The 17638-nt window shown below is 70.2% G+C and carries 17 protein-coding genes; 2 read left to right on the top strand and 15 right to left on the bottom strand.

Annotation, left to right across the window (positions count from 1 at the left end):
• Window positions 1–3: 3 nt before the first annotated feature.
• The 9 genes from ABDC25_RS12435 to ABDC25_RS12395 all read right to left on the bottom strand — a co-directional run bounded on the left by ABDC25_RS12435 (window position 4) and on the right by ABDC25_RS12395 (window position 9818).
• Window positions 4–696, bottom strand: a complete 693-nt coding sequence (locus ABDC25_RS12435) for an ATP-binding cassette domain-containing protein (protein ID WP_167253207.1) — start codon at window positions 694–696, stop codon at window positions 4–6.
• Complete coding sequence (locus ABDC25_RS12430) at window positions 693–2465, bottom strand: ATP-binding cassette domain-containing protein (protein ID WP_021200353.1); 1773 nt, start codon at window positions 2463–2465, stop codon at window positions 693–695. The genes ABDC25_RS12435 and ABDC25_RS12430 overlap by 4 nt, the downstream gene beginning before the upstream one ends.
• Window positions 2452–3312, bottom strand: coding sequence for a branched-chain amino acid ABC transporter permease (locus ABDC25_RS12425; protein ID WP_297555118.1), 861 nt, complete (start codon window positions 3310–3312; stop codon window positions 2452–2454). Before ABDC25_RS12425 ends, ABDC25_RS12430 begins: the two co-directional genes overlap by 14 nt.
• Before the next feature lie 71 nt (window positions 3313–3383).
• Window positions 3384–4556: an ABC transporter substrate-binding protein gene (locus tag ABDC25_RS12420; RefSeq protein ID WP_029260456.1), complete on the bottom strand. Its 1173-nt coding sequence runs from the start codon at window positions 4554–4556 to the stop codon at window positions 3384–3386.
• Window positions 4557–4638: 82 nt separating this feature from the next.
• Window positions 4639–5028 carry a nuclear transport factor 2 family protein gene (locus ABDC25_RS12415; protein WP_029260455.1) on the bottom strand — a complete coding sequence of 130 codons (390 nt, stop codon included), beginning with the start codon at window positions 5026–5028 and terminating at the stop codon, window positions 4639–4641.
• A gap of 33 nt (window positions 5029–5061) precedes the next feature.
• The gene (locus ABDC25_RS12410; protein ID WP_347123089.1) at window positions 5062–5850 is read right to left on the bottom strand and encodes a MoaF C-terminal domain-containing protein; all 789 of its coding nucleotides are present in this window, start codon (window positions 5848–5850) and stop codon (window positions 5062–5064) included.
• A gap of 230 nt (window positions 5851–6080) precedes the next feature.
• The gene (locus ABDC25_RS12405) at window positions 6081–7037 is read right to left on the bottom strand and encodes a helix-turn-helix domain-containing protein (protein WP_029260453.1); all 957 of its coding nucleotides are present in this window, start codon (window positions 7035–7037) and stop codon (window positions 6081–6083) included.
• 96 nt (window positions 7038–7133) lie between these two features.
• Entirely contained in the window at window positions 7134–9119 is a 1986-nt protein-coding gene (locus tag ABDC25_RS12400; protein WP_347123087.1) for a primary-amine oxidase, read from the bottom strand.
• A gap of 114 nt (window positions 9120–9233) precedes the next feature.
• The gene (locus ABDC25_RS12395) at window positions 9234–9818 is read right to left on the bottom strand and encodes a TetR/AcrR family transcriptional regulator (protein ID WP_347123086.1); all 585 of its coding nucleotides are present in this window, start codon (window positions 9816–9818) and stop codon (window positions 9234–9236) included.
• A 66-nt stretch (window positions 9819–9884) separates the two neighbouring features.
• On the opposite strand from ABDC25_RS12395, the gene ABDC25_RS12390 reads away from it, so the two are divergent.
• On the top strand, window positions 9885–10436 hold the full coding sequence (locus ABDC25_RS12390) for a hypothetical protein (protein ID WP_136025401.1): 552 nt from the start codon (window positions 9885–9887) through the stop codon (window positions 10434–10436).
• A 41-nt stretch (window positions 10437–10477) separates the two neighbouring features.
• Here the strand turns inward: ABDC25_RS12390 and ABDC25_RS12385 are convergent, their stop codons facing one another.
• The 6 genes from ABDC25_RS12385 to ABDC25_RS12360 are packed head-to-tail and all read right to left on the bottom strand — an operon-like array spanning window position 10478 to window position 16565.
• On the bottom strand, window positions 10478–11698 hold the full coding sequence (locus tag ABDC25_RS12385) for a multidrug effflux MFS transporter (protein WP_347123085.1): 1221 nt from the start codon (window positions 11696–11698) through the stop codon (window positions 10478–10480).
• The gene (locus tag ABDC25_RS12380; RefSeq protein ID WP_347123083.1) at window positions 11695–12678 is read right to left on the bottom strand and encodes an alpha/beta hydrolase; all 984 of its coding nucleotides are present in this window, start codon (window positions 12676–12678) and stop codon (window positions 11695–11697) included. Before ABDC25_RS12380 ends, ABDC25_RS12385 begins: the two co-directional genes overlap by 4 nt.
• Window positions 12675–13673, bottom strand: coding sequence for an alpha/beta hydrolase (locus ABDC25_RS12375; RefSeq protein ID WP_347123082.1), 999 nt, complete (start codon window positions 13671–13673; stop codon window positions 12675–12677). Before ABDC25_RS12375 ends, ABDC25_RS12380 begins: the two co-directional genes overlap by 4 nt.
• Window positions 13674–13703: 30 nt before the next feature.
• Complete coding sequence (locus ABDC25_RS12370) at window positions 13704–14666, bottom strand: aldo/keto reductase (RefSeq protein WP_347123081.1); 963 nt, start codon at window positions 14664–14666, stop codon at window positions 13704–13706.
• A gap of 7 nt (window positions 14667–14673) precedes the next feature.
• Window positions 14674–15807, bottom strand: a complete 1134-nt coding sequence (locus tag ABDC25_RS12365) for a zinc-binding dehydrogenase (protein ID WP_347123080.1) — start codon at window positions 15805–15807, stop codon at window positions 14674–14676.
• A gap of 23 nt (window positions 15808–15830) precedes the next feature.
• Window positions 15831–16565 carry an SDR family NAD(P)-dependent oxidoreductase gene (locus ABDC25_RS12360; RefSeq protein ID WP_021201007.1) on the bottom strand — a complete coding sequence of 245 codons (735 nt, stop codon included), beginning with the start codon at window positions 16563–16565 and terminating at the stop codon, window positions 15831–15833.
• A gap of 100 nt (window positions 16566–16665) precedes the next feature.
• Between ABDC25_RS12360 and ABDC25_RS12355 the strand changes: the two genes are divergently transcribed.
• Window positions 16666–17628, top strand: a complete 963-nt coding sequence (locus ABDC25_RS12355) for an aldo/keto reductase (RefSeq protein ID WP_031207907.1) — start codon at window positions 16666–16668, stop codon at window positions 17626–17628.
• The last annotated feature ends 10 nt before the right edge of the window (window positions 17629–17638 follow it).

The following is a 17638-nucleotide window of genomic DNA, read 5'->3' as shown; positions in this document are numbered from 1 at the left end:
CGCTCATCCGCCGAGATAGGCGCGGTGCAGGAGGCCGGGGTCGGCTCGCAGGGCATCGGATGCCCCTTGGAACGACACCCGGCCTCCCGCCACGACCACGGCTTCCTGGGCGAGATCGAGGGCGAGCTGCGTGAACTGCTCGACGAGCAGCACGCCCACCCCGGAATCGGCGATCGACTTCACGATCGGCATCAGGCGCAGGAAAACGACGGGGGCGAGGCCCAGCGACATCTCGTCGATGAGCAGGATGCGCGGCTTCGCGGCGAACGCGCGCGCGAGCACCACCATCTGCTGCTCGCCGCCCGACAGCAGGGCTGTCGGCGCATCGATGCGCTTCTCGAGCTCGGGGAACTGCGCGAGGGCGGCGTCCAGCTCTCCGGGGGTGCGTGCGGTGAGGGAGATGTTCTCGCGCACGGTCAGCGAGGGGAAGACGGCGCGTCCCTGCTCGATGTGCACGATCCCGCGGCGGGCTCTCGCGACGCGGGACAGCCGGTCGATCGGCTCGCCGTCGAGGGTCATGCCGCCGGCGGAATGCGGGGTGACGCCGGAGACCGATTCGATCAGGCTCGTCTTGCCCGCGCCGTTCGGGCCCACCAGCGCCAGCACCTCGCCTCCGGTGACCCGCAGCGAGACGTCGGAGATCACGGGACCGGCGCCGCGACTGACGGTGACACCGTCCAGGACGAGTTCGCTCACTTCAACAGCTCCGTCTCTCCCATGTACGCCTTGACGACGTCGGGGTTCGCCAGGACCTCGGCCTGTGGTCCGCTGGCCAGCACGCGGCCGAAGTCCAGCACCGTGAGGGTCGGGCACACGGAGCGGACGAGATCGAGGTCGTGCTCGATGATGATGAGGGCGACGCCGTAGCGCGCAGGCAGCTCCCGCAGCCTCGCAGCGAGGGCGAGATGCTCGTCATGCGAGAGCCCGGCGGCGGGTTCGTCGAGGATCAGCAGACGGGGACGGGAGACGACGTTCGCGGCGACCTCCACGAGCCGGCGTGTGCCGACGTCGACGCTCGACAGGCGTGCACGCGCGGGCGGGCAGCCGAAGAACTCGAGCACCTCGTCGATGTCGGATGCGGCGAGCCGGCGCCGGGCCACGAACCGCACGTATGCGCCAACGGTGAGCGACGGCGGCACCCGGTCCTGCTGGAAGGTCCGGCGCAGACCGAGACGCGCGCGCCGCGTGGGGGAGAGGCCGACGAGGTCGCGGTCTCCCAGGAGCACGCGCCCCGTGTGCTTCGGGAGGAACCCGCTGATCGCATCGACGAACGTCGACTTCCCGGCTCCGTTCGGACCGATGAGCCCCATGATCGACGCGGCGGGAACCTGGAACGAGACGTCGTCGAGGGCCTTCAGGGTGCCGAACTGCACCGTCAGGCCGTCAACGGTGAGCACCGGCGTCCCGGCGAGCGCCGCCTCGTCGACCGTGGCCGTGGTCGTGGTGGTGATCACCGCGGCATCCGCTCCGGCGTCAGGGGGAAGCGCCGTCAGCGCGACGGTGGCGGCCTGGCGATCCGCGCGGCGCCAGATCAGGTTGCGGATGCCCTGGCCGAGGTTCGTGCCGCTGGTGAGCGCCTGCACACCGAGCACGCCGAAGACGACGAAGCCCCAGTCCTGCGGGATGCCCCAGCGTTTGAGGAGCTCGGGGACCAGCACCCACAGCAGGCCCCCGAAGATCGCCATGTCGATCAGGTGCGCGCCCGACATGATCGCGAGCACGTAGAGGGCCAGCGACTGCAGGGGTGTGAAGCTCGAGGCGAACGGGAGTTGCACCTGACCGGCGAGCAGCCCGCCGGAGATGCCGCCGAGGGCGGCCGAGACCGCGAATGCGGTGAGCTTCGCGGTCTGCACGCTCTGTCCGGCGGCGGCCGTGCCGCGCTCGGAGAACGCGACGGCCTTCCAGCTCGATCCCCACCGGCCGCGCTGCAGGAAGAACGCGCCGAGTGCGCAGACGGCGAGCACGACGATGGAGAGGAAGAAGAACTGCCGGTCGTTCGAGAACATCTCGGGACGCTCGATCGCCGTGCCCTGAGCCGAACCGGGGAACTGGATCTGCACGAGCGTCACGTCGGCGGCTGCCGCGAAGCCCAGGGTCACGACGGCGAGGTTCACACCGCGCAGCCGCAGAGCGGGGAGGCCGACGAGAATGCCGACGAGGCCCGCCGCCACCCCGCCGAGGACCAGCCAGACGATGAATCCGCCCGGCGCCTGCATCACGTTCAGCAGGGAGACGATCCAGGCCCCCACGGCGGCGAAGGTGAGTTGGCAGAGCGCGATCATCCCTGCGGAGCCGGTGACGATGCCGAGACCGAGGATGGCGATCGCGGCCGTGACCGCGCTGATCGCGAGGAAGACGAAGTACCCCGGCAGGGAGGCGCTGAGGATCGCACCCGCTCCGATACCGGCGAGAGCGACGGCGAACGGCCAGGTGATCCGGAACCAGGGACGGTCAGCGAGCGGCATCCCACACCTCCTTGCGCTGCGTCCAGAGCAACAGGACGACGATGAACAGGAACGGGAGGAAGTTGCGCACCAGCGCCACTTCGTCGATCTGGGCGACGAGACCACCGAGCACACCCAGGACGATCCCGCCGACGACGGCGAGGTCGAGTCGTCGGAAGCCGCCGAGCAGGGCTGCCGCCGCGGCCGGGACGATGAGCATCGCGAGGCTGGTCGCGTCGTTCGACTGCGAGGGGGCCACGATGATGATCGCCATCGCGCTGATCACACCCGTGACGAACCAGACGGCGATCGACAGCGGGCGCGAGCGGATGCCGAGGAGTTCCGCCGTGGTCGGGCGCTCCGAGAGCGCGCGCAGCTGCGTGCCGACCCTGGTGCGGCGCAGCACGAGGCGGACCACGATGGCGGTGATGATCGCCATCGCGACGGTCGCGACCGTGACCTGGCTGATCACCACGCCGCCGAACGAGAACGCCGGTCCGGCGATGATCGGCGTGAACGGCTGCGGCTTGTTGCCGAAGAGGATGAACGACAGGGAGATGAGCAGCAGGAGGGGGCCGACGGTCATCGCCGAACGGGTGGTGGTGGAGGCCTCGGACAGCCAGGTCGCGGCGATGAACCCGATCGCTGCCGAGAGCAGCCCGGCCACCAGGACGCCGAGCACCGAGCCGAGCCAGATCGGCAGGTCGATCTCGCGCACGAGCCACACCGCGGTGAAGGCCCCGAACATCCCGGTCGCGGCCTGGGCGAAGTTCACCACGCGCACGAGTCGGGACATCAGCGTCAGGCACACGCCGAGGACGGCATAGAGGCCGCCGGCGGCGAGACCGGCGATGGCGCCTTGCAGCATGAGGCGTCCTTTCTGTTCCGAGGGGTGGGGACCTGCCGCCGGTAATGCGCCCGGCGGCAGGCGAGGGGTGACTACTCGCCGATGCGGAGCCAGTCGTCGGCGACCTTCTCCCAGGCGTTCGTGCCGGACTCGAGGATGATCGGCCAGCCCGCGGTGTTCTGGGTGCCGAACGCGTAGGGCGTTCCGACCATCGGGTTCTCGATCGGCTCCATGCCCTTCAGCGCTTCCGAGACGGTCTCGCGGGTGATGTCGCCGTCCATCCCTTCGAGCACCTCGATGAAGTACGTCGCGGCGAGGTACCCGCCCTGGCTGAACGAGGTGAGCGGGATGTCGTTGGCCTCCATCAGCTCTCGCCAGTCGGCGTTGATCTCGCTGTCGTCGGTGAACGGGTAGAACTCCGCCGGCACGTAGATGCCCGCACCCGCGTCGTCGATCGCCTCGGCGAAGTTCTCGCTGTAGACGCTCGTCAGGTAGAGCCAGGTCACGTCGTCCCAGCCCTGGGCGTTCGCGGCCTTGACCTGTCCGATCGCGTCGGGCTCCACGGGATTGATCGCCAGGGCCTTGCAGCCCTGGTCGCGTGCCTTGACGATGTAGGGGGTGTAGTCGGAGGCGCCGTACGGGACGGTGTCGTCGACGTACTTCGGCTTCTTGCCGGTGATCTCGGTCCACTCGTCGATCGCGGCCTGGTAGGTGGGACGCGTGGAACCGGCGATCTCGAGCAGGATGCAGATGTCGTCGAGGCCGAGCACCTCGGATCCGTACTGCAGCGTGAGCGTCATGTCGTTGAACGGTCCGACGTTCGCGGGGGAGATGTTCTCGCTGTCGAAGCAGCCGGTGTCGACTCCGATGCCCGGCATCGAGAGGATGCCCTCCTGCTCGTAGTACTTGGCGTTGATCTCGCACTCGATGAGGCTGGCGGAGCCGACGAGCGCGACCGCGCCGTCGCTGCCGACAAGCTCGCGTGCGGAGGCGGTGGCCGTGGCCGGGTCGCCCTTGTCGTCCAGCATCTTGTAGTCGATCGTGCGGCCGTCGAGCCCGCCCGCCTCGTTGAAGGCCTCGAACACGGCGGCGGCGGCCTGCGAGGCCTCGGGGAAGGTCGCGGGACCGCTGATGGTGTTGACGGAGCCGACGACGATCGGGTCGCCGCTCCCACCGCCGGTTCCGCCGTCTCCACCGGCGCAGCCGGCGAGGGTGAGGGCTGCCACGGCGAGGAGCGCCGCGGTGCCGGATGCTCGTGTGTTCATGTGCTTCCTGCCTCTCGTGTTCGGGTGGTGCTGTGGTCGGGTGGTGCTGTGTTCGGGTGGTGCTGTGCGGGGTGTGCGGTGTTCAGGCGCGCATGGCGCGGTTGACGAGCTCCGTGTCGGTGATCTGCTCGAAGGCGACGACCTCGCCGCCGACGACCCGCCACACATGGGCGACGCGGGCGGCGAAGAAGCGCCCGGTCTGCGTGTAGGTGCCCGAGTAGGTGCCGATGGCCACCACGACGTCGCCGCCGTCGACGATCTCGTCGATCGCGACGGTGTAGTCGTCCCATTCCTCCTGGATACGGCGGAACACGTTCCGGGCGACGGCATCCGGGCCGATGTACGTTCCGGCGTACGGGAAGCCGGCAGCCTCGGTCCAGCGGATGTCGGTGGCGAACGGCGCGAGCATCCCGTCGAGGTCGCCGCGGTCGTTGGCGGCGTAGTGCTGGCGGATCAGATCGGCGTTGCTCATGGGCTCTCCTCGGAGTGGGGGTGCGGCGAACGGTCAGACGGGCTGGGCGTCGGGGTAGGAGACGGCGCCCAGCGGGTAGATGTGGCCGCCGGCCCGCGAGTGCTCGGCGTCGCCGTCTCCGGTGAGTCCGAGGAAGATCCCCGTGGTCATCAACTGGTAGCCGAGGTCGTGCAGCCAGACGCTGGCCACCGCGATACGGAACTCGCGGAAGCAGAACAGGTACAGGCCGTCGGCGAACTTCCACACGGTCGACAGGTCCATGTCGCCGTGGCCGCGCTGCACGCCCTCGAGGCACTGCCAGGCATAGCGCCGGCTGGAGATGTACACGTGCTCGTAGAGGTGGTGCGGGCTGTACCGGTAGAGGTTGCGTTTGCCGATGAGGTCGCGGCTCGGGCCGGGGGCGTCGCCGCTGACGGGCCCCGCATCGGTCGTCGCCGCCCAGAAGTCCTGGCCGACCTGAGGGGTGCCGTCGACGGCTTCGGGGGCGATGCGCGAACGGATGACGGTCGCCCGGTTCGTCGTCGTGGAGAACACCACGGTGACGGCCTCGCGCGGACGGCTCCGCATCGGGATGTTGACGAACACGACGTCGTCCCGCACCCGCACCGCGTCGTACGGGTCGGTGCCGGAGGCTCCGAGTCCGCTCCAGACGACGGCGTCCTCGGAGAACTCCAGGGTCAGGGTCGAGTCGTCGTCGAGGGTGAGGGTGAGGGCGGTGCCGGCGAGGGGGGTGTTCGGCAGGCGGAAGGTGTCGATGCCCGCGGCGAACTCGTCGTACGTGCGCCATTCGTCCAGCGCCGGGTCGGTGGAGGTGTCGGTCATGAGGGTCCTGACGTCGCACGCGGCGGGGCCGCATCGCCCCGGGCACCGCGTCGTCGCGGTGCGCTTGCCTCATGCTGGTGGGGTGTTCCTCATCCCCTCAAGGGGGCGGCGGTCATCGCGCGCCGAGAGTCAACCGGCGTGCCCTCCCGGGCAAGCAACGTGCCGGTGCGCGGCAGACGGAGCGTCAGTTTTCCTGGCAGACGGAGCGTCAGTGCGCGGCAGACGGAACGTCAGTGCGCGGCGCGATACTCACTGGGTGAGACGCCGAAGGTCGACTTGAACGCGCGGCTGAAATGCGCGGCGTCGACGAAGCCCCAGCGTGCCGCGATGGCCGCGACCGGGCGGTCGGCGAGCATCGGGTCGAGCAGGTCGCGACGGCACTTCTCGAGGCGCCGTGTGCGGATCCAGGTCGACACGGTCACGCCCTGCTCCTGGAAGAGCCCGTGCAGGTGCCTGGTCGAGATGAAGTGCGCGGCGGCGATCGACGCGGGTCCGAGATCGGTCGACGCGAGGTTGCGGTCGATGTACGAGCGGATGCGTTGCACCAGCGCACGGTGCGGGTCGGCGGACACCTGATCGAGTCCGAGCTCGCGTGTGAAGACCGTCGTCACGAGGTCGAGCGCGCTGTGCGCGAGCCGGGCACCCGTCGTGCCGGCCAGCTGATCGAGATTACCGGCGAGCTGCGTCAGATACGGCACGACCATGCTGCCGAGGCCTTCGTGACCGGAGATGCGCACGGCGGTGAGCTGCCCGACCATCTCGGCCGGGAGGCTGATGAGGTGCTTCGGGAACATCACGACCATCGTGCGGAAGTCGTCGTCGAACACGAGGGAGTACGGGCGGTCGGTGTCGTAGACCGCGAGATCGCCCGCCTGGAGCACGGCCTCGCGATCGTCCTGGATCAGCAGGCCGGTGCCGGCGATCATCAGGCTGACCTTGAAATACGAACGGTCGCCGCGGGCGATGAGCTCGGGGGTGCGCTCGACGACATGCGACGTGGCGCGCACGTCGTTCACATGCACCTCGTCGACGGAGGCTCCGCGGATGATCCCTCGGAAGTGGTCGGGTCCGGCGGTCGTGACCTGCAGGGGCACGAAGGACTCCGAGACGGCGGCACGGAAGTCGCTGATGTTGCGCGCGACGAGCGTGGAAACCAATTCGGCGGGGGCGGCGGGTGCACCGTTCATGACTGATCACCTCGGGTGGTGGAACGACGACGTTGTATACGATCCGTTCCGTGATGCTATCACCGGGATCGGCCGTGCGGGACGACGTCTCGCAGATCAGTGCTCGCAGGTGCACGCGCCTGCGCCGCAGCAGCCGGTGGACGCGACCGCGTGCGCCTGCGTCGACTCGGGCACATCCATCGCGGGGTTCTGGTCGAGGAAGCCGTAGGGCTTGAACCAGAAGCCGGCGTAGTCGACGGGCATGATGGGCCAGTCCTCCGGGCGCGGGAAATGCGTCAGCCCGAACGTGTGCCACAGCACGATGTCCTCTCCGTCGATCGATCGATCGCCCGCGGTGTACTCCGGCAGGCCGGCGCCGCCCTGGTGGGCGTTGGGATAGCGACCGGCCGGCCAGATCTGCCCCTGTTCGTGCCGGGTGGCCCAGAGGTGCTTCGTGGCGAATGCGGCGCGCGCGGCGACGGAGGATGCGGGATCGGCCATGAGCAGAGCGGTCGGCTCCGGCACCAGGTGGTAGGCGGTCGGGCGCCCGACGCGGTTCGTGCGGGAGGCGCTCTGCACCTCCCAGACGCGGGCGACCGAGCTGTCCGCCTCGCGCTGCGCCTCCGCTTCGGTCGCGAGGGTCGTCTCGGTCCAGCTGAACGCGTTGCCGAAGGGGTTCTCCTGGCCCATCGGCACCCGTTGAGCGTCGACCTCGACCAGGCGGTTGTCCTCGCCGTCGATCGCCACGTCGAGGCGTGCGCAGAAGAGGTGCTGGTGCACCGGGGCGAAGACGCCGGGGGCGAGCTCGGTCGCGTGCTTCTGGCGGACGCCCGGCTCGCCGGCCGCGGCGAACACGATGCCGGTCGCCTTCGCGACCACCTCGATCGATCCGTCCAGGGAGAAGTTCCAGTAGAAGCCGTAGTCGTAGTTGCCGATCGTGGAGAAGTACGACACCACGAAGCGGCGCGAGCGACGCACGTCGGCGCGGCCGGCGAGATCGGTGTGCTTCCAGAGGATGCCGTAGTCCTCCTCATGCATGCAGATCACATTCGGGATGCGCACAGGGTGACCGTGGTCGTCGGCGACGTAGCCGTCGAGGTAGCGGATGACGCCGAGGCAGTCGCAGCCGAGCTCGAGGTGGTTGGCGTTCTTTCCGAGCAGGTACTCACCGGCATCGAAGTAGCTGATCCAGAAGCGGCCGGGGGCGGTGTCGCCGTAGGGCACGACCATCTCCGGAACGCTGGCCCGACTGAGCACCGAGCGACCCTGGAAGCAGACGTCGTGCAGCACGAGTCCTTCGCGGGCGTTGAAGTCGACGCGCATCGACCAGCCTTCCCACTCGACGAGCGAGCCGGAGACCGTGAAGCTCGGACCCTCCGGCTGGCTGATCTCGATGGGCTTGAGCGAGGTGCGAGCGTCGCCCTGCGCCTCGGGGTAGTAGTTTCCATGGCCGGCGGGGACGGGCACGTCGCCATGGTCTTCGACGCGGATGACGCTGTTCGCCGTGAGGTCGATGTGCACGATGAGTCCCTCGACCGGGTGTGCCCACGGCGAGTCGTGTTCGTCGTAGCGGAGGAACGTGAGGGAGCGGATCACCCGACGCCCGACCTCATCGGCGCGTCCGGTGTAACCAGGGGCGAGCGGCCCGCAGAACGCGAGGTCCATGTGCGCGGCGAGGCCGCGGCGCGTCATCGCCGCCTGCCATTCGGGGGAGGCCTTCGCGATCGCTTCGGCGCGCTCGTACTCCTCGAACAGGTACTGCGGCTGGCCGTAGGGCGGGGCGTCGTTCGGCACGCGCGCGGTGCGCAGGACCTCGCCCCGTGTGATCGACACGATGGCCTCGGTCGCGACGCCGGTCGCCGTGTCGAGCAGGGTCACATCGACGCGGCGATCGATCGGGGCGCCGGGCTGCCAGGCGGCGAGCTCCTCCTTCGTGATCTCGTCGGGAAGCAGCATCGGCACGCGGGTGCTCTCCGTCAGGAGTCCTGCCGCGTCGAGGACCGCGCGAGCGGCGGCGATCTCGTCGCCCGTCAGCGGATCATGCGGGTGCGCTGCGGCGATCTTCTCGATCGAGACGGGCTGCGGTGCGTGGTGGGACATCATCGACCTCACTATTTTCGAGCAACTGCTCAATAAACGGGTTGCGATGATGATACGACGGGTCGTCGGCGGTCCACAACCACCGATTCCCGGGGCGTCGAGAGGGGCTGGCGCGGCTCAGGCGCGCCAGGGCGCGAGGATGCTGTCGAGCACCGCGAGGTGCGCGGCCGCGGGCTGGGGCTCGGTGACCTCGACGATCTGCTGCCCGTAGGTGATCGAGCGCAGCAGCGACAGTACGGCCTCGGTGGGGGTGTCGGTGCGCAGCTCGCGGTCGTGGACGGCCTCGGCGAGAGCGAGTCGGATGCTGCTCTGCCAGGTCGCGAGTGTGGGGGCTCCGGCGTCAGGGGTGGGGGCGAGGGTCGCCAGTCGTCCCCAGAAGCCGACGACCACGTGCGCCTCGGTGCGGGTGGTTTCATCGATCGGCAGCACTTCACGCATCAGCGCCTGGAGTCTCGCCAGTCCCCGCAGCCCCTCGGTGGCTGCGGCGATGCGGGCGTCGGTGCGGCGGGTGACCTCGGCGGCCGCGGCGCGCACGACCTCGTCGAAGCCCTCGAAGTAGTGCCAGAGCGATCCGGTGGCGACGCCGAGCTCCTTGGCGACGGCGCGTGAGGAGACGCTCTCGTGCCCGTCGCGGGCGGCCACGGCGAGCAGCGCCTCGGCGATCTGCCGGCGGCGCTCATCGTGGTCGACGATGCGGGGCACGTGCCCATCCTCTCGCATCATGACGGGGTCTAGCTAGATTGAGCGATTGCTCAATATACTTCCCGGGTGGAACACCTCCTTCCCGCAGCACCGTGGCTGATGGCCGCAGCGGCGATCGTCTCGGCGGTCGCCTGCATCGCGGCGTGGCGCGTCGTACCGTGGCAGGGACGGCAGGCGGCCCTCGTGATGGCCGCGGTGATGCTGTTCCTCGCCGTCACGGACGGCGACACCCTCACGGGGCTGATCCTCGGCGCCGTCCTCCTGCTTTCGGCGATGCTCGGCACCATGGGGGTGCGGGGCACGCCGTCGGCGGCCACGTGCTGCCACCGCGCCCTCGTGTCGCTCGTGATGGCCGCGTGCGCCTTCGAGAGCGCGTCGACGAACGCCACGGGAGCGACGGGCGCGTCGATGCAGGCGGCGGACGCGGGGCACGGCGGTCATGCACTGGACGGCGTCCTGTCGGTTCTGGTGCTGGTCGGGGTGGTGGGGGTCGTGGTGTGGACCGTCGTCGCCGAGTGGTTCGTGGCGCCGGTGCATCACGGCAGGACCGCACGACTGCTCACGACCGAGTCGTGGGCCATGGCCGTCGGTGTCGCTGCGATGTGCCTCGGGTTCTGATCGGCGAGGCCCGTCTCCGCTGGCCGGTGGCCGACGGGCTGCTACCGAGGCTCTGCGGCGGGGCGCACGAACACCCAGGCCGCGACGGCTGCCACGGCGGCGGCGATCGTCATGGTGACGGCCATGGTGAGGGCGTTCGTGCCGCCGAGGCCCGCGGCGAGGGGCGCGAGCACCGGACCGAACAGGAACGTCGCCATGCCGAGCAGGGCCGAGGCCGTGCCGGCGCGTGCGCCGTGGTGGGCGAGTGCGAGCGTCTGGCCGTTGGGGCCACCCAGCCCGGAGCACAGCATGAATCCGATGAGCGCCCCGATGACTCCGGAGACTCCGGCGTCGGTCGAGGTCAGCACGAGCAGCAGGACGGTGGCGAGCAGCGTCGCCGTGATACCGCCGAGATACACGCGCAGGGGTCCCCAGCGGCGAACCACGAGCCGGCTGGTCTGGCTGCCGACGATGCTGGCCAGCGCCCCCGCCGCGAACGCGAGGCTGAAGGCCTGCGGGCTGAGGCCGAACTGATCCTGCAGCACGAACGACGACATCGACAGGTAGGTGAAGAACGCGACACCGCCTCCCGCCGCGGCGCACAGCACCGCCACGAAGAGGCGATCGCGCACGACGGCTGCGGCGTGCGACCGGAGCGCCACGGGTCCGGCGCCGTGCCGCCTCGACGGAGGCAGCGTCTCGGGCAGGGCGAACACCACGACGAGGAGCAGGACGACCCCGACCGCGCTGAGCACGCCGAAGATGCCGCGCCAGTCCATGATCAGGGCCAGCTGGCCGCCGACGACCGGCGCGATGATCGGCGCCGTGCCGGACACGAGGAACAGCAGTGACAGCATCCGCGACAGCTCGGCACCCTCGAACTGGTCGCGGGCGATGGCCAGGCAGATCACGATGCCGGCCGAGCCCGCGAGCCCCTGCAGGAAACGGGAGATCAGCAGGAGCTCGATGTTCGGAGCGACGGCGCACACGAGGGAGAGCACCGCGAAAGCCGCTACTCCGACCATCAACGGCAGTCGTCGGCCGAGTCGATCGCTCAGCGGCCCTGCCACGAGCTGGCCGAGTCCGAGGCCGATCATGCACGCCGACATCGTCACCTGCGCGAGAGCCTCCGTCGTGCCGAGCGACGTGGCGAGCTGCGGCAGCTGCGGAAGGTACAGGTCCATCGACAGGGGCCCGAAGGCCTCCAGCATCCCCAGCACCAGCATCGCCCGCAGGGTGCTCATGCGCGGACGGACGGGCTCCTCAGGGGCGGGGAGGCTCATCCGCCGAGGCGCAGGATGCGGCGCAGCCAGCTCTCGCGGGCGGCGACGGCGGCCTTCGAGACCTCGGCATCGGGGGAGAACCCGGAGAACCCGTGATATCCGCCGGCCCATACGTGCAGTTCGGCTCGTCCCCCGGTCGCCCAGATGCGGAGAGCGTAGTCGACGGCCTCGTCGCGGAACGTCTCCGCGGCGCCCACCTCGATGAACGCGGGGGCGAGTCCTGAGAGGTCAGCGGCGCGCGCGGGCGCGGTGTACGGCGAGACGCGGTCGGTGAAGCGGTCCTCTCCGGCGATGGCGTCCCACGCGGTGTCGTTGTTGTTCCGATCCCACGCGCCGAAACCGTCGTACTGACGGCTGGATGCGGTCTCGTTGCGATCGTCGAGCATCGGACACCCGAGCAGCTGACCGGCCAGGCGTGGCCCGCCCCGATCCCGAGTGATCAGAGCGACCGCGGCCGAGAGGCCGCCACCGGCGGACATCCCCGAGGCGATGATGCGGTCGGCGTCGATGCCGAGTTCCTCGGCGTGCGCGGCCATCCACTCGAGCGCGGCGTAGCAGTCCTCCGCCTGGGCGGGGCCGGGGTGCTCGGGCGCCAGGCGATACTCGACGGCCACCCCGACGACGCCGTGCCGCTCGGCGAGGTCGATGAGCTCCGCCGTGCCGAAGAACCGGGTGCCCAGCACCATGCCACCACCGTGGATCGACAGCACGGCGGGGGCGGGGGCGGGCGCCGGCCGGGCGGGCCGTACGATCGTGATCTCGATGGCGGGAGCCCCGATGGGCCCGGGGATGGTCCGGTCCTCCCACGTGATCGCGCGGCCATCGGACTGTATGGCCATGGACGGGATGATCGTCGCGAAGTGGTCGCGATTCGCGTGGATCGTGTCGGCACGCAGCGGGATGATCTCGACCATCTCGACGAACGCATCGAGTCCGGCGACGAGCTCCGGGTCGTAGGGGACAGGCAGCGGCGCGGTCATCGCGCGGCCCGCCAGATGCGACGCAGCCACGACGCGCGGGCCGCGAGAGCGGCGCGCGAGATCTCGGCGTCGGGCATGTACATGTCGAAGCCGTGCGCGCCACCTCCCCACACATGCAGCTCGGCCTGCCCGCCGGTCGCCCAGATGCGCAGCGCGTACTCGGTGTCCTCATCGCGGAACGCTTCGGCTTCGCCGACCTCGATGAAGGCGGGTGGGAGTCCCGCCACGTCGACGGCGCGGCTGGGGGCGGCGTAGGCGGGAGCATCCGGATGGAAGGCGAGGTCGTCGCCCAGCACGCACGACCACGCGAGCAGATTCATCTCGCGCTGCCAGGTTCCGATGCCGTCGTACTGAAGACTGGCGACCGTGGTGTTGGTGTTGTCGATCATCGGGCACAGCAGCAGCTGTCCGGCCATGGCCGGACCCTGCCGGTCGCGGGCCAGGAGAGCCACGGCCGCCGTGAGACCTCCGCCCGCGCTGCCGCCGCCGACGACGATGCGCTCCGGATCGATGCCGAGCCCGGCAGCGTTCGCGTGCACCCAGACGAAGGCGGCATAGCAGTCCTCGACTCCGGCGGGGTAGGGGTTCTCGGGGGCGAGGCGGTACTCGACGTTGACCGCGACCACGCGGTGTTCGTCGACGATGTCGACCACGCGCCCCGTCTCCCACGAGCGGTGACCGACGATCATGCCCCCGCCGTGGATGTTCACGAAGGCGGGAAGCACCTCGTCGCGGGTGTCGGCCGGACGGAACACCGTGATCTCGATCTCGGGCGCTCCGGGAGGACCGGGGATGACGCGGTCCTCCCAGTCGATGTCGCGCCCGGCGATGACCGCGTCGTTGTCCGGGAACATCCGGTCGACACCGTCGCGCGGAAGGGTGTCGCGGGTGAGGGGCGGCTGCGGATTCTTCGCGAGCTCATCGAGCACGGCCTGCACCTCGGGGTCGAAGGGCACGGGGGCGACGGTCGGGTGTCCGGCGGCGGTGGCGGTCATGGTTCTCCTGGAAGCGATGGGGGCGGCGGGTCAGGGGCCTTCGGGGTCGACGACCCCGCGGTCAGCCCAGAACGGCTCGACGAGGCGGCGCAGCTCCTCGATGCCGATGCGGTCGACCAGGGCTGCGGCGTCGAGATTCGCGCGCAGCTGGTCGATGCTCGATGCGCCGAACAGCGTGGTCGCGAGTGCCGGATGGGTGAGCGTGAACGCGATCCCGAGCTGCGCGGGTGAGACGTCGAGCGACGAGGCCAGGTCGGAGAAGGCGGGTACATCCGCGATGATCCGCTCCCGGATATCGCCGGGGTCGCGGCCGATCTGCCTGTCCCCGTTGATCTTGCCTGCGAGCACACCGCCCTCCAGGCAGTCGGAGGCCTGGAGCGTCAGCCCCTGATCCCACAGGCGTGCGAAGGGCGCGCCGTCGGGGATCGAGCGCCGGGAGACGCTGTATTTGAGCTGCGCGATCTGCGGCCCGGAGACGCCCTCCGCGGCGGCGATGTCGATCAGGGTCTGGATGCTCGACGCCGACCAGTTGTTCACACCCCAGGCGCGGATGAGTCCGGCCCCCTCGAGACGGGCGAGGTCGAGGACGAGGTCGCGCAGGGCGAGGTCGTCGCGGCGCAGGTCGCCGAGGATCACCAGGTCGGCGTGCTCGACGCCGACCCGCATCAGCGCGTTCTCGAGCTGCGGGCGGAACCCGTCATCGCCGAACGCCTCGAGCCACAGCTTCGACGAGAGCAGCCATTCGTCGCGCTGGATCCCTGCGGCGCGCACCATCGCCGAGAAGATCACGTCGGTGAAGACGGGCGGCGCTCCCGGTGCGGAGTACACGCCGACGTCGAACAGGTTCACGCCGCGGTCGACGGCCTCCCGGAGCATCGTGACCGCGTCGCCGAAGTCCATCCGGTCGTAGGTGTGCCAGGAGCCGAGGGAGAACAGCGAGGCGTCGATGCCGCTGCGGCCGATCTCGCGGCGGGGCAGGAGGGGAGTGGTCACGGGGTCCTCACCGTCTCGGGTCGATGACGGCCTTGACCTCATCGAGTTGGTGCATGTGGGCGATCTTCGCGGAGGCGTCGGCCAGGCCGACCGGGGCGCTGAACAGGTCGTCCCAGGGGAAGCGGTCGGCGAACGCGGTGAAGAAGTCGATCGCGCGGGAGTAGTCCGAGATGTCGCCGTTGAGCGAGCCGACCACGGTGAGCTCCTTGCCCATGATCGTGCTGAGCGGGAAGCCGTCGCCTGCGGGACCGGTGGACCCGACGATGGCGACCGTGCCGCGCTGTGCCGCCATCGCGATCGCGTCGGGTCCGACGCTCGGCGCGCCGGCGAAATCGAACACGTGGTCGGCTCCGCGGCCTCCGGTGAGCGCCATGACCTGTTCGACGACCGGGCCGTCGCGGAAGTCGACGACCGCGTCGGCGCCGAAGCGTCCGGCGAGTTCCAGGCGCGACGCGGGGGCGCCGATCGTGATGACCTGGCCGGCTCCCGAGATCTTCGCGACGGCCGTGGCGAAGATGCCGAGCGCGCCGGCGCCCTGCACGACCACGCGTGAGCCGGGCCGGATGCGCCCGGCCCGTTCGAAGGCCCGCAGCACGGTCTTGGCCGCGCACCCGGCCATCGATGCCCAGTTGTCCTTCACCGACGCCGGGAGCAGCAGTTTCGCCGCTCCCGGGGTCACGTAGGCATACTCCGAGAGTCCAGCGGTGGCGAAGGGATGCACGTCGGCCCGCTGCAGGAACCCGTAGCCGCGGCGGGAGCACGCGACGGGTTCGCGCAGCACCACGCATCCGTGGCACTCGCCGCAGGTCGACTCGGACCAGCCGATGCGGTCGCCGGGGGAGAGCGGGCGTCCCAGGGCGTCCTTCGTGTCGGGCCCCGTAGCGACGATCTCGCCGACCATCTCGTGTCCGAGCACCATCGGGAGCATGCCGGGGAAGCTCATCCGGCCTTCCCAGATCTCGATGTCGGTGCCGCACAGCGTGGTGCACGAGATGCGCACGAGGGCGGCGCCGGGCTCGATCTCGGCGGGGAGGGGAAGGTTCTGCAGGGTGAGCGGTTCGCCGTGCGCGGTGAGCACGGCGGCGCGGGTCGAAGTCGGAAGCCCGGGGGCGGGCGGCAGGTCGAGCGTGGGGAGGGACATGGTTCTCCAGACGGCGGTGTCGGTCAGACCAGGAGCTGTCCGCCGTCGACGGCGACGGAGACTCCGGTGATGTGGCTGGCGGCGTCGCTCGCGAGGAACAGCACGAGCGGCGTGATCTGGGAGACCTCGGCGATCGAGCCGAGGGGGATGCGCGACTCCCAGGCCGCGCGCGCCTGCGGGTTGGACGCGAAGTCGGCGGTCAGGGGCGTGAGCACAGGCCCGGGGGCGACCGCGTTCACGCGCACGCCCGCCGCGGCGAGCTCGATCGCGGCCGTGCGGGTGAGGGCGTCGACCGCGGCCTTGGTCGCCTCGTAGTGGCCGAGGCCGGGGGTGGGCTGTCGGGCGCCGATCGAGGAGATGTTGACGATCGACCCGCGTCCCGCCTCGGCGAGCAGACCGCCGAAGACGCGGAGCATGAGGAAGGTGCCGCGCACGTTGACCCGCAGGGCCGCATCGACGACGTCGACCGGGACCTCCTGGAGGGTGCCGCCGCCGGCGACGATGCCCGCGTTGTTGACCAGGACGTCGAGTCCGCCGTCGGCGACGACCCGCTCGGCCGCGGCGCGCACGGAGGTCTCGTCGCTGATATCGAGCGTGAGGGCCGTCGCGCCGATCTCAGCAGCGCCGGCGGCCGCGGCATCCGCGTTCACATCGCCGATGAAGACCTCGTCTCCGGCGTCGCGGAAGGCGGCGGCGATGCCGCGGCCGAGCCCGGATGCGCCTCCGGTGACCAGGATCCGGCGGGGAGATGCGGTCATGTTCGTCCTCACTGACGGCTGTTCTGACGGGATGTCTCCGTTATATTCTACAAACATAGAAAAACACAACCCCGTGTCTCGAGAAGGCGAAGGAGCCTCCATGCCCGAAACGACATATCCCCGGAAACGCCTGGACCCCGTAGGCGTGCCCGTGCCTCCGCTGGCGCTCGGATCGTGGAACACCTGGGACCGGATGGGGCCCGACGAGGCGGTCGCCATGATCCGCCGGGCGGTGGAGCTGGACGCCGGGTTCTTCGACGTCGCGTACTACAACATGGGCCCGCACGCCGAGAACTCGAAGACCGACGTCCTGTTCGGGCAGGCGCTGCGAGCCAGTGGCGTCGATCGTGCCGACATCGTGCTGTGCGGCAAGCTCTGGCTGTGGGACTGGCCGAACCAGGGATTCCGCGCGCAGCTCGAGGAGTCGCTGGAGCGAGCGGGACTCGACCGCTTGGACACCCTCGTGGTGGGCGACTACCTCGACGCCCCCGATATGCCGCGCCTCGTCGCCGACGTGAACGAGCTCATCGCCGAAGGGCTCGTCGACTCCTGGGGCATCAACAACTGGCGGATCGAGCACACGGGGGACGCGCTCGCCGAGGCCGCGGAGCAGAGCGTGGCAGGTCCGGTGTTCGCGCAGTTGAAGTACGGCATCGCTCGGAGGGCGATGGCGGAGGGCGATGCCTACGGCCCGCTGTTTGCCGACGGCACGCTCGCCCTGCAGGCGTCCGATGTGTTCGAGGGCGGCATCCTGGCCACGGGGCGTGTGCCCGAGCGGAAGATCGGCGCCGACGTCGGAGGCGTCCGTGAGCAGATCGTCGCCGTGTATCCCGAGGTCGCGCGCGTCGCCGCCGGGTTCGGGGTCACACCGGCCGCACTCGGCATCGCCTTCTGCCTGTCGAACCCCGCCACCGCGAATGTGCTGTTCGGCGCCTCTCGTCTCGCGCAGCTGGAGGAGAACCACGCGGCGCTCGCGCTCGCCCGCGATCACGGAGCCGAGGTGCGTGCCGCGCTCGCCGGATGCCGGGTCGACCGCGAGGTGCGGGCCGACGGCGCGTGGTGAAGGGGGGCGC

The organism is Microbacterium sp. SY138 (assembly GCF_039729145.1).
GTDB lineage: Bacteria > Actinomycetota > Actinomycetes > Actinomycetales > Microbacteriaceae > Microbacterium > Microbacterium maritypicum_A.
The sequence above is the reverse complement of the archived record's forward strand: the minus strand, read 5'-3'. Positions and strand labels throughout refer to the sequence as shown.

Excerpts from the sequence above, each read along its gene's own strand:
- ABDC25_RS12430 (WP_021200353.1), bottom strand. The coding sequence starts at position 2,465 with ATGCCGCTCGCTGACCGTCCCTGGTTCCGGATCACCTGGCCGTTCGCC.
- ABDC25_RS12380 (WP_347123083.1), bottom strand. The coding sequence starts at position 12,678 with ATGACCGCGCCGCTGCCTGTCCCCTACGACCCGGAGCTCGTCGCCGGA.
- ABDC25_RS12420 (WP_029260456.1), bottom strand. The coding sequence starts at position 4,556 with ATGAACACACGAGCATCCGGCACCGCGGCGCTCCTCGCCGTGGCAGCC.
- ABDC25_RS12355 (WP_031207907.1), top strand. The coding sequence starts at position 16,666 with ATGCCCGAAACGACATATCCCCGGAAACGCCTGGACCCCGTAGGCGTG.
- ABDC25_RS12425 (WP_297555118.1), bottom strand. The coding sequence starts at position 3,312 with ATGCTGCAAGGCGCCATCGCCGGTCTCGCCGCCGGCGGCCTCTATGCC.
- ABDC25_RS12375 (WP_347123082.1), bottom strand. The coding sequence starts at position 13,673 with ATGACCGCCACCGCCGCCGGACACCCGACCGTCGCCCCCGTGCCCTTC.
- ABDC25_RS12360 (WP_021201007.1), bottom strand. The coding sequence starts at position 16,565 with ATGACCGCATCTCCCCGCCGGATCCTGGTCACCGGAGGCGCATCCGGG.
- ABDC25_RS12405 (WP_029260453.1), bottom strand. The coding sequence starts at position 7,037 with ATGAACGGTGCACCCGCCGCCCCCGCCGAATTGGTTTCCACGCTCGTC.
- ABDC25_RS12410 (WP_347123089.1), bottom strand. The coding sequence starts at position 5,850 with ATGACCGACACCTCCACCGACCCGGCGCTGGACGAATGGCGCACGTAC.
- ABDC25_RS12415 (WP_029260455.1), bottom strand. The coding sequence starts at position 5,028 with ATGAGCAACGCCGATCTGATCCGCCAGCACTACGCCGCCAACGACCGC.
- ABDC25_RS12365 (WP_347123080.1), bottom strand. The coding sequence starts at position 15,807 with ATGTCCCTCCCCACGCTCGACCTGCCGCCCGCCCCCGGGCTTCCGACT.
- ABDC25_RS12400 (WP_347123087.1), bottom strand. The coding sequence starts at position 9,119 with ATGATGTCCCACCACGCACCGCAGCCCGTCTCGATCGAGAAGATCGCC.
- ABDC25_RS12385 (WP_347123085.1), bottom strand. The coding sequence starts at position 11,698 with ATGAGCCTCCCCGCCCCTGAGGAGCCCGTCCGTCCGCGCATGAGCACC.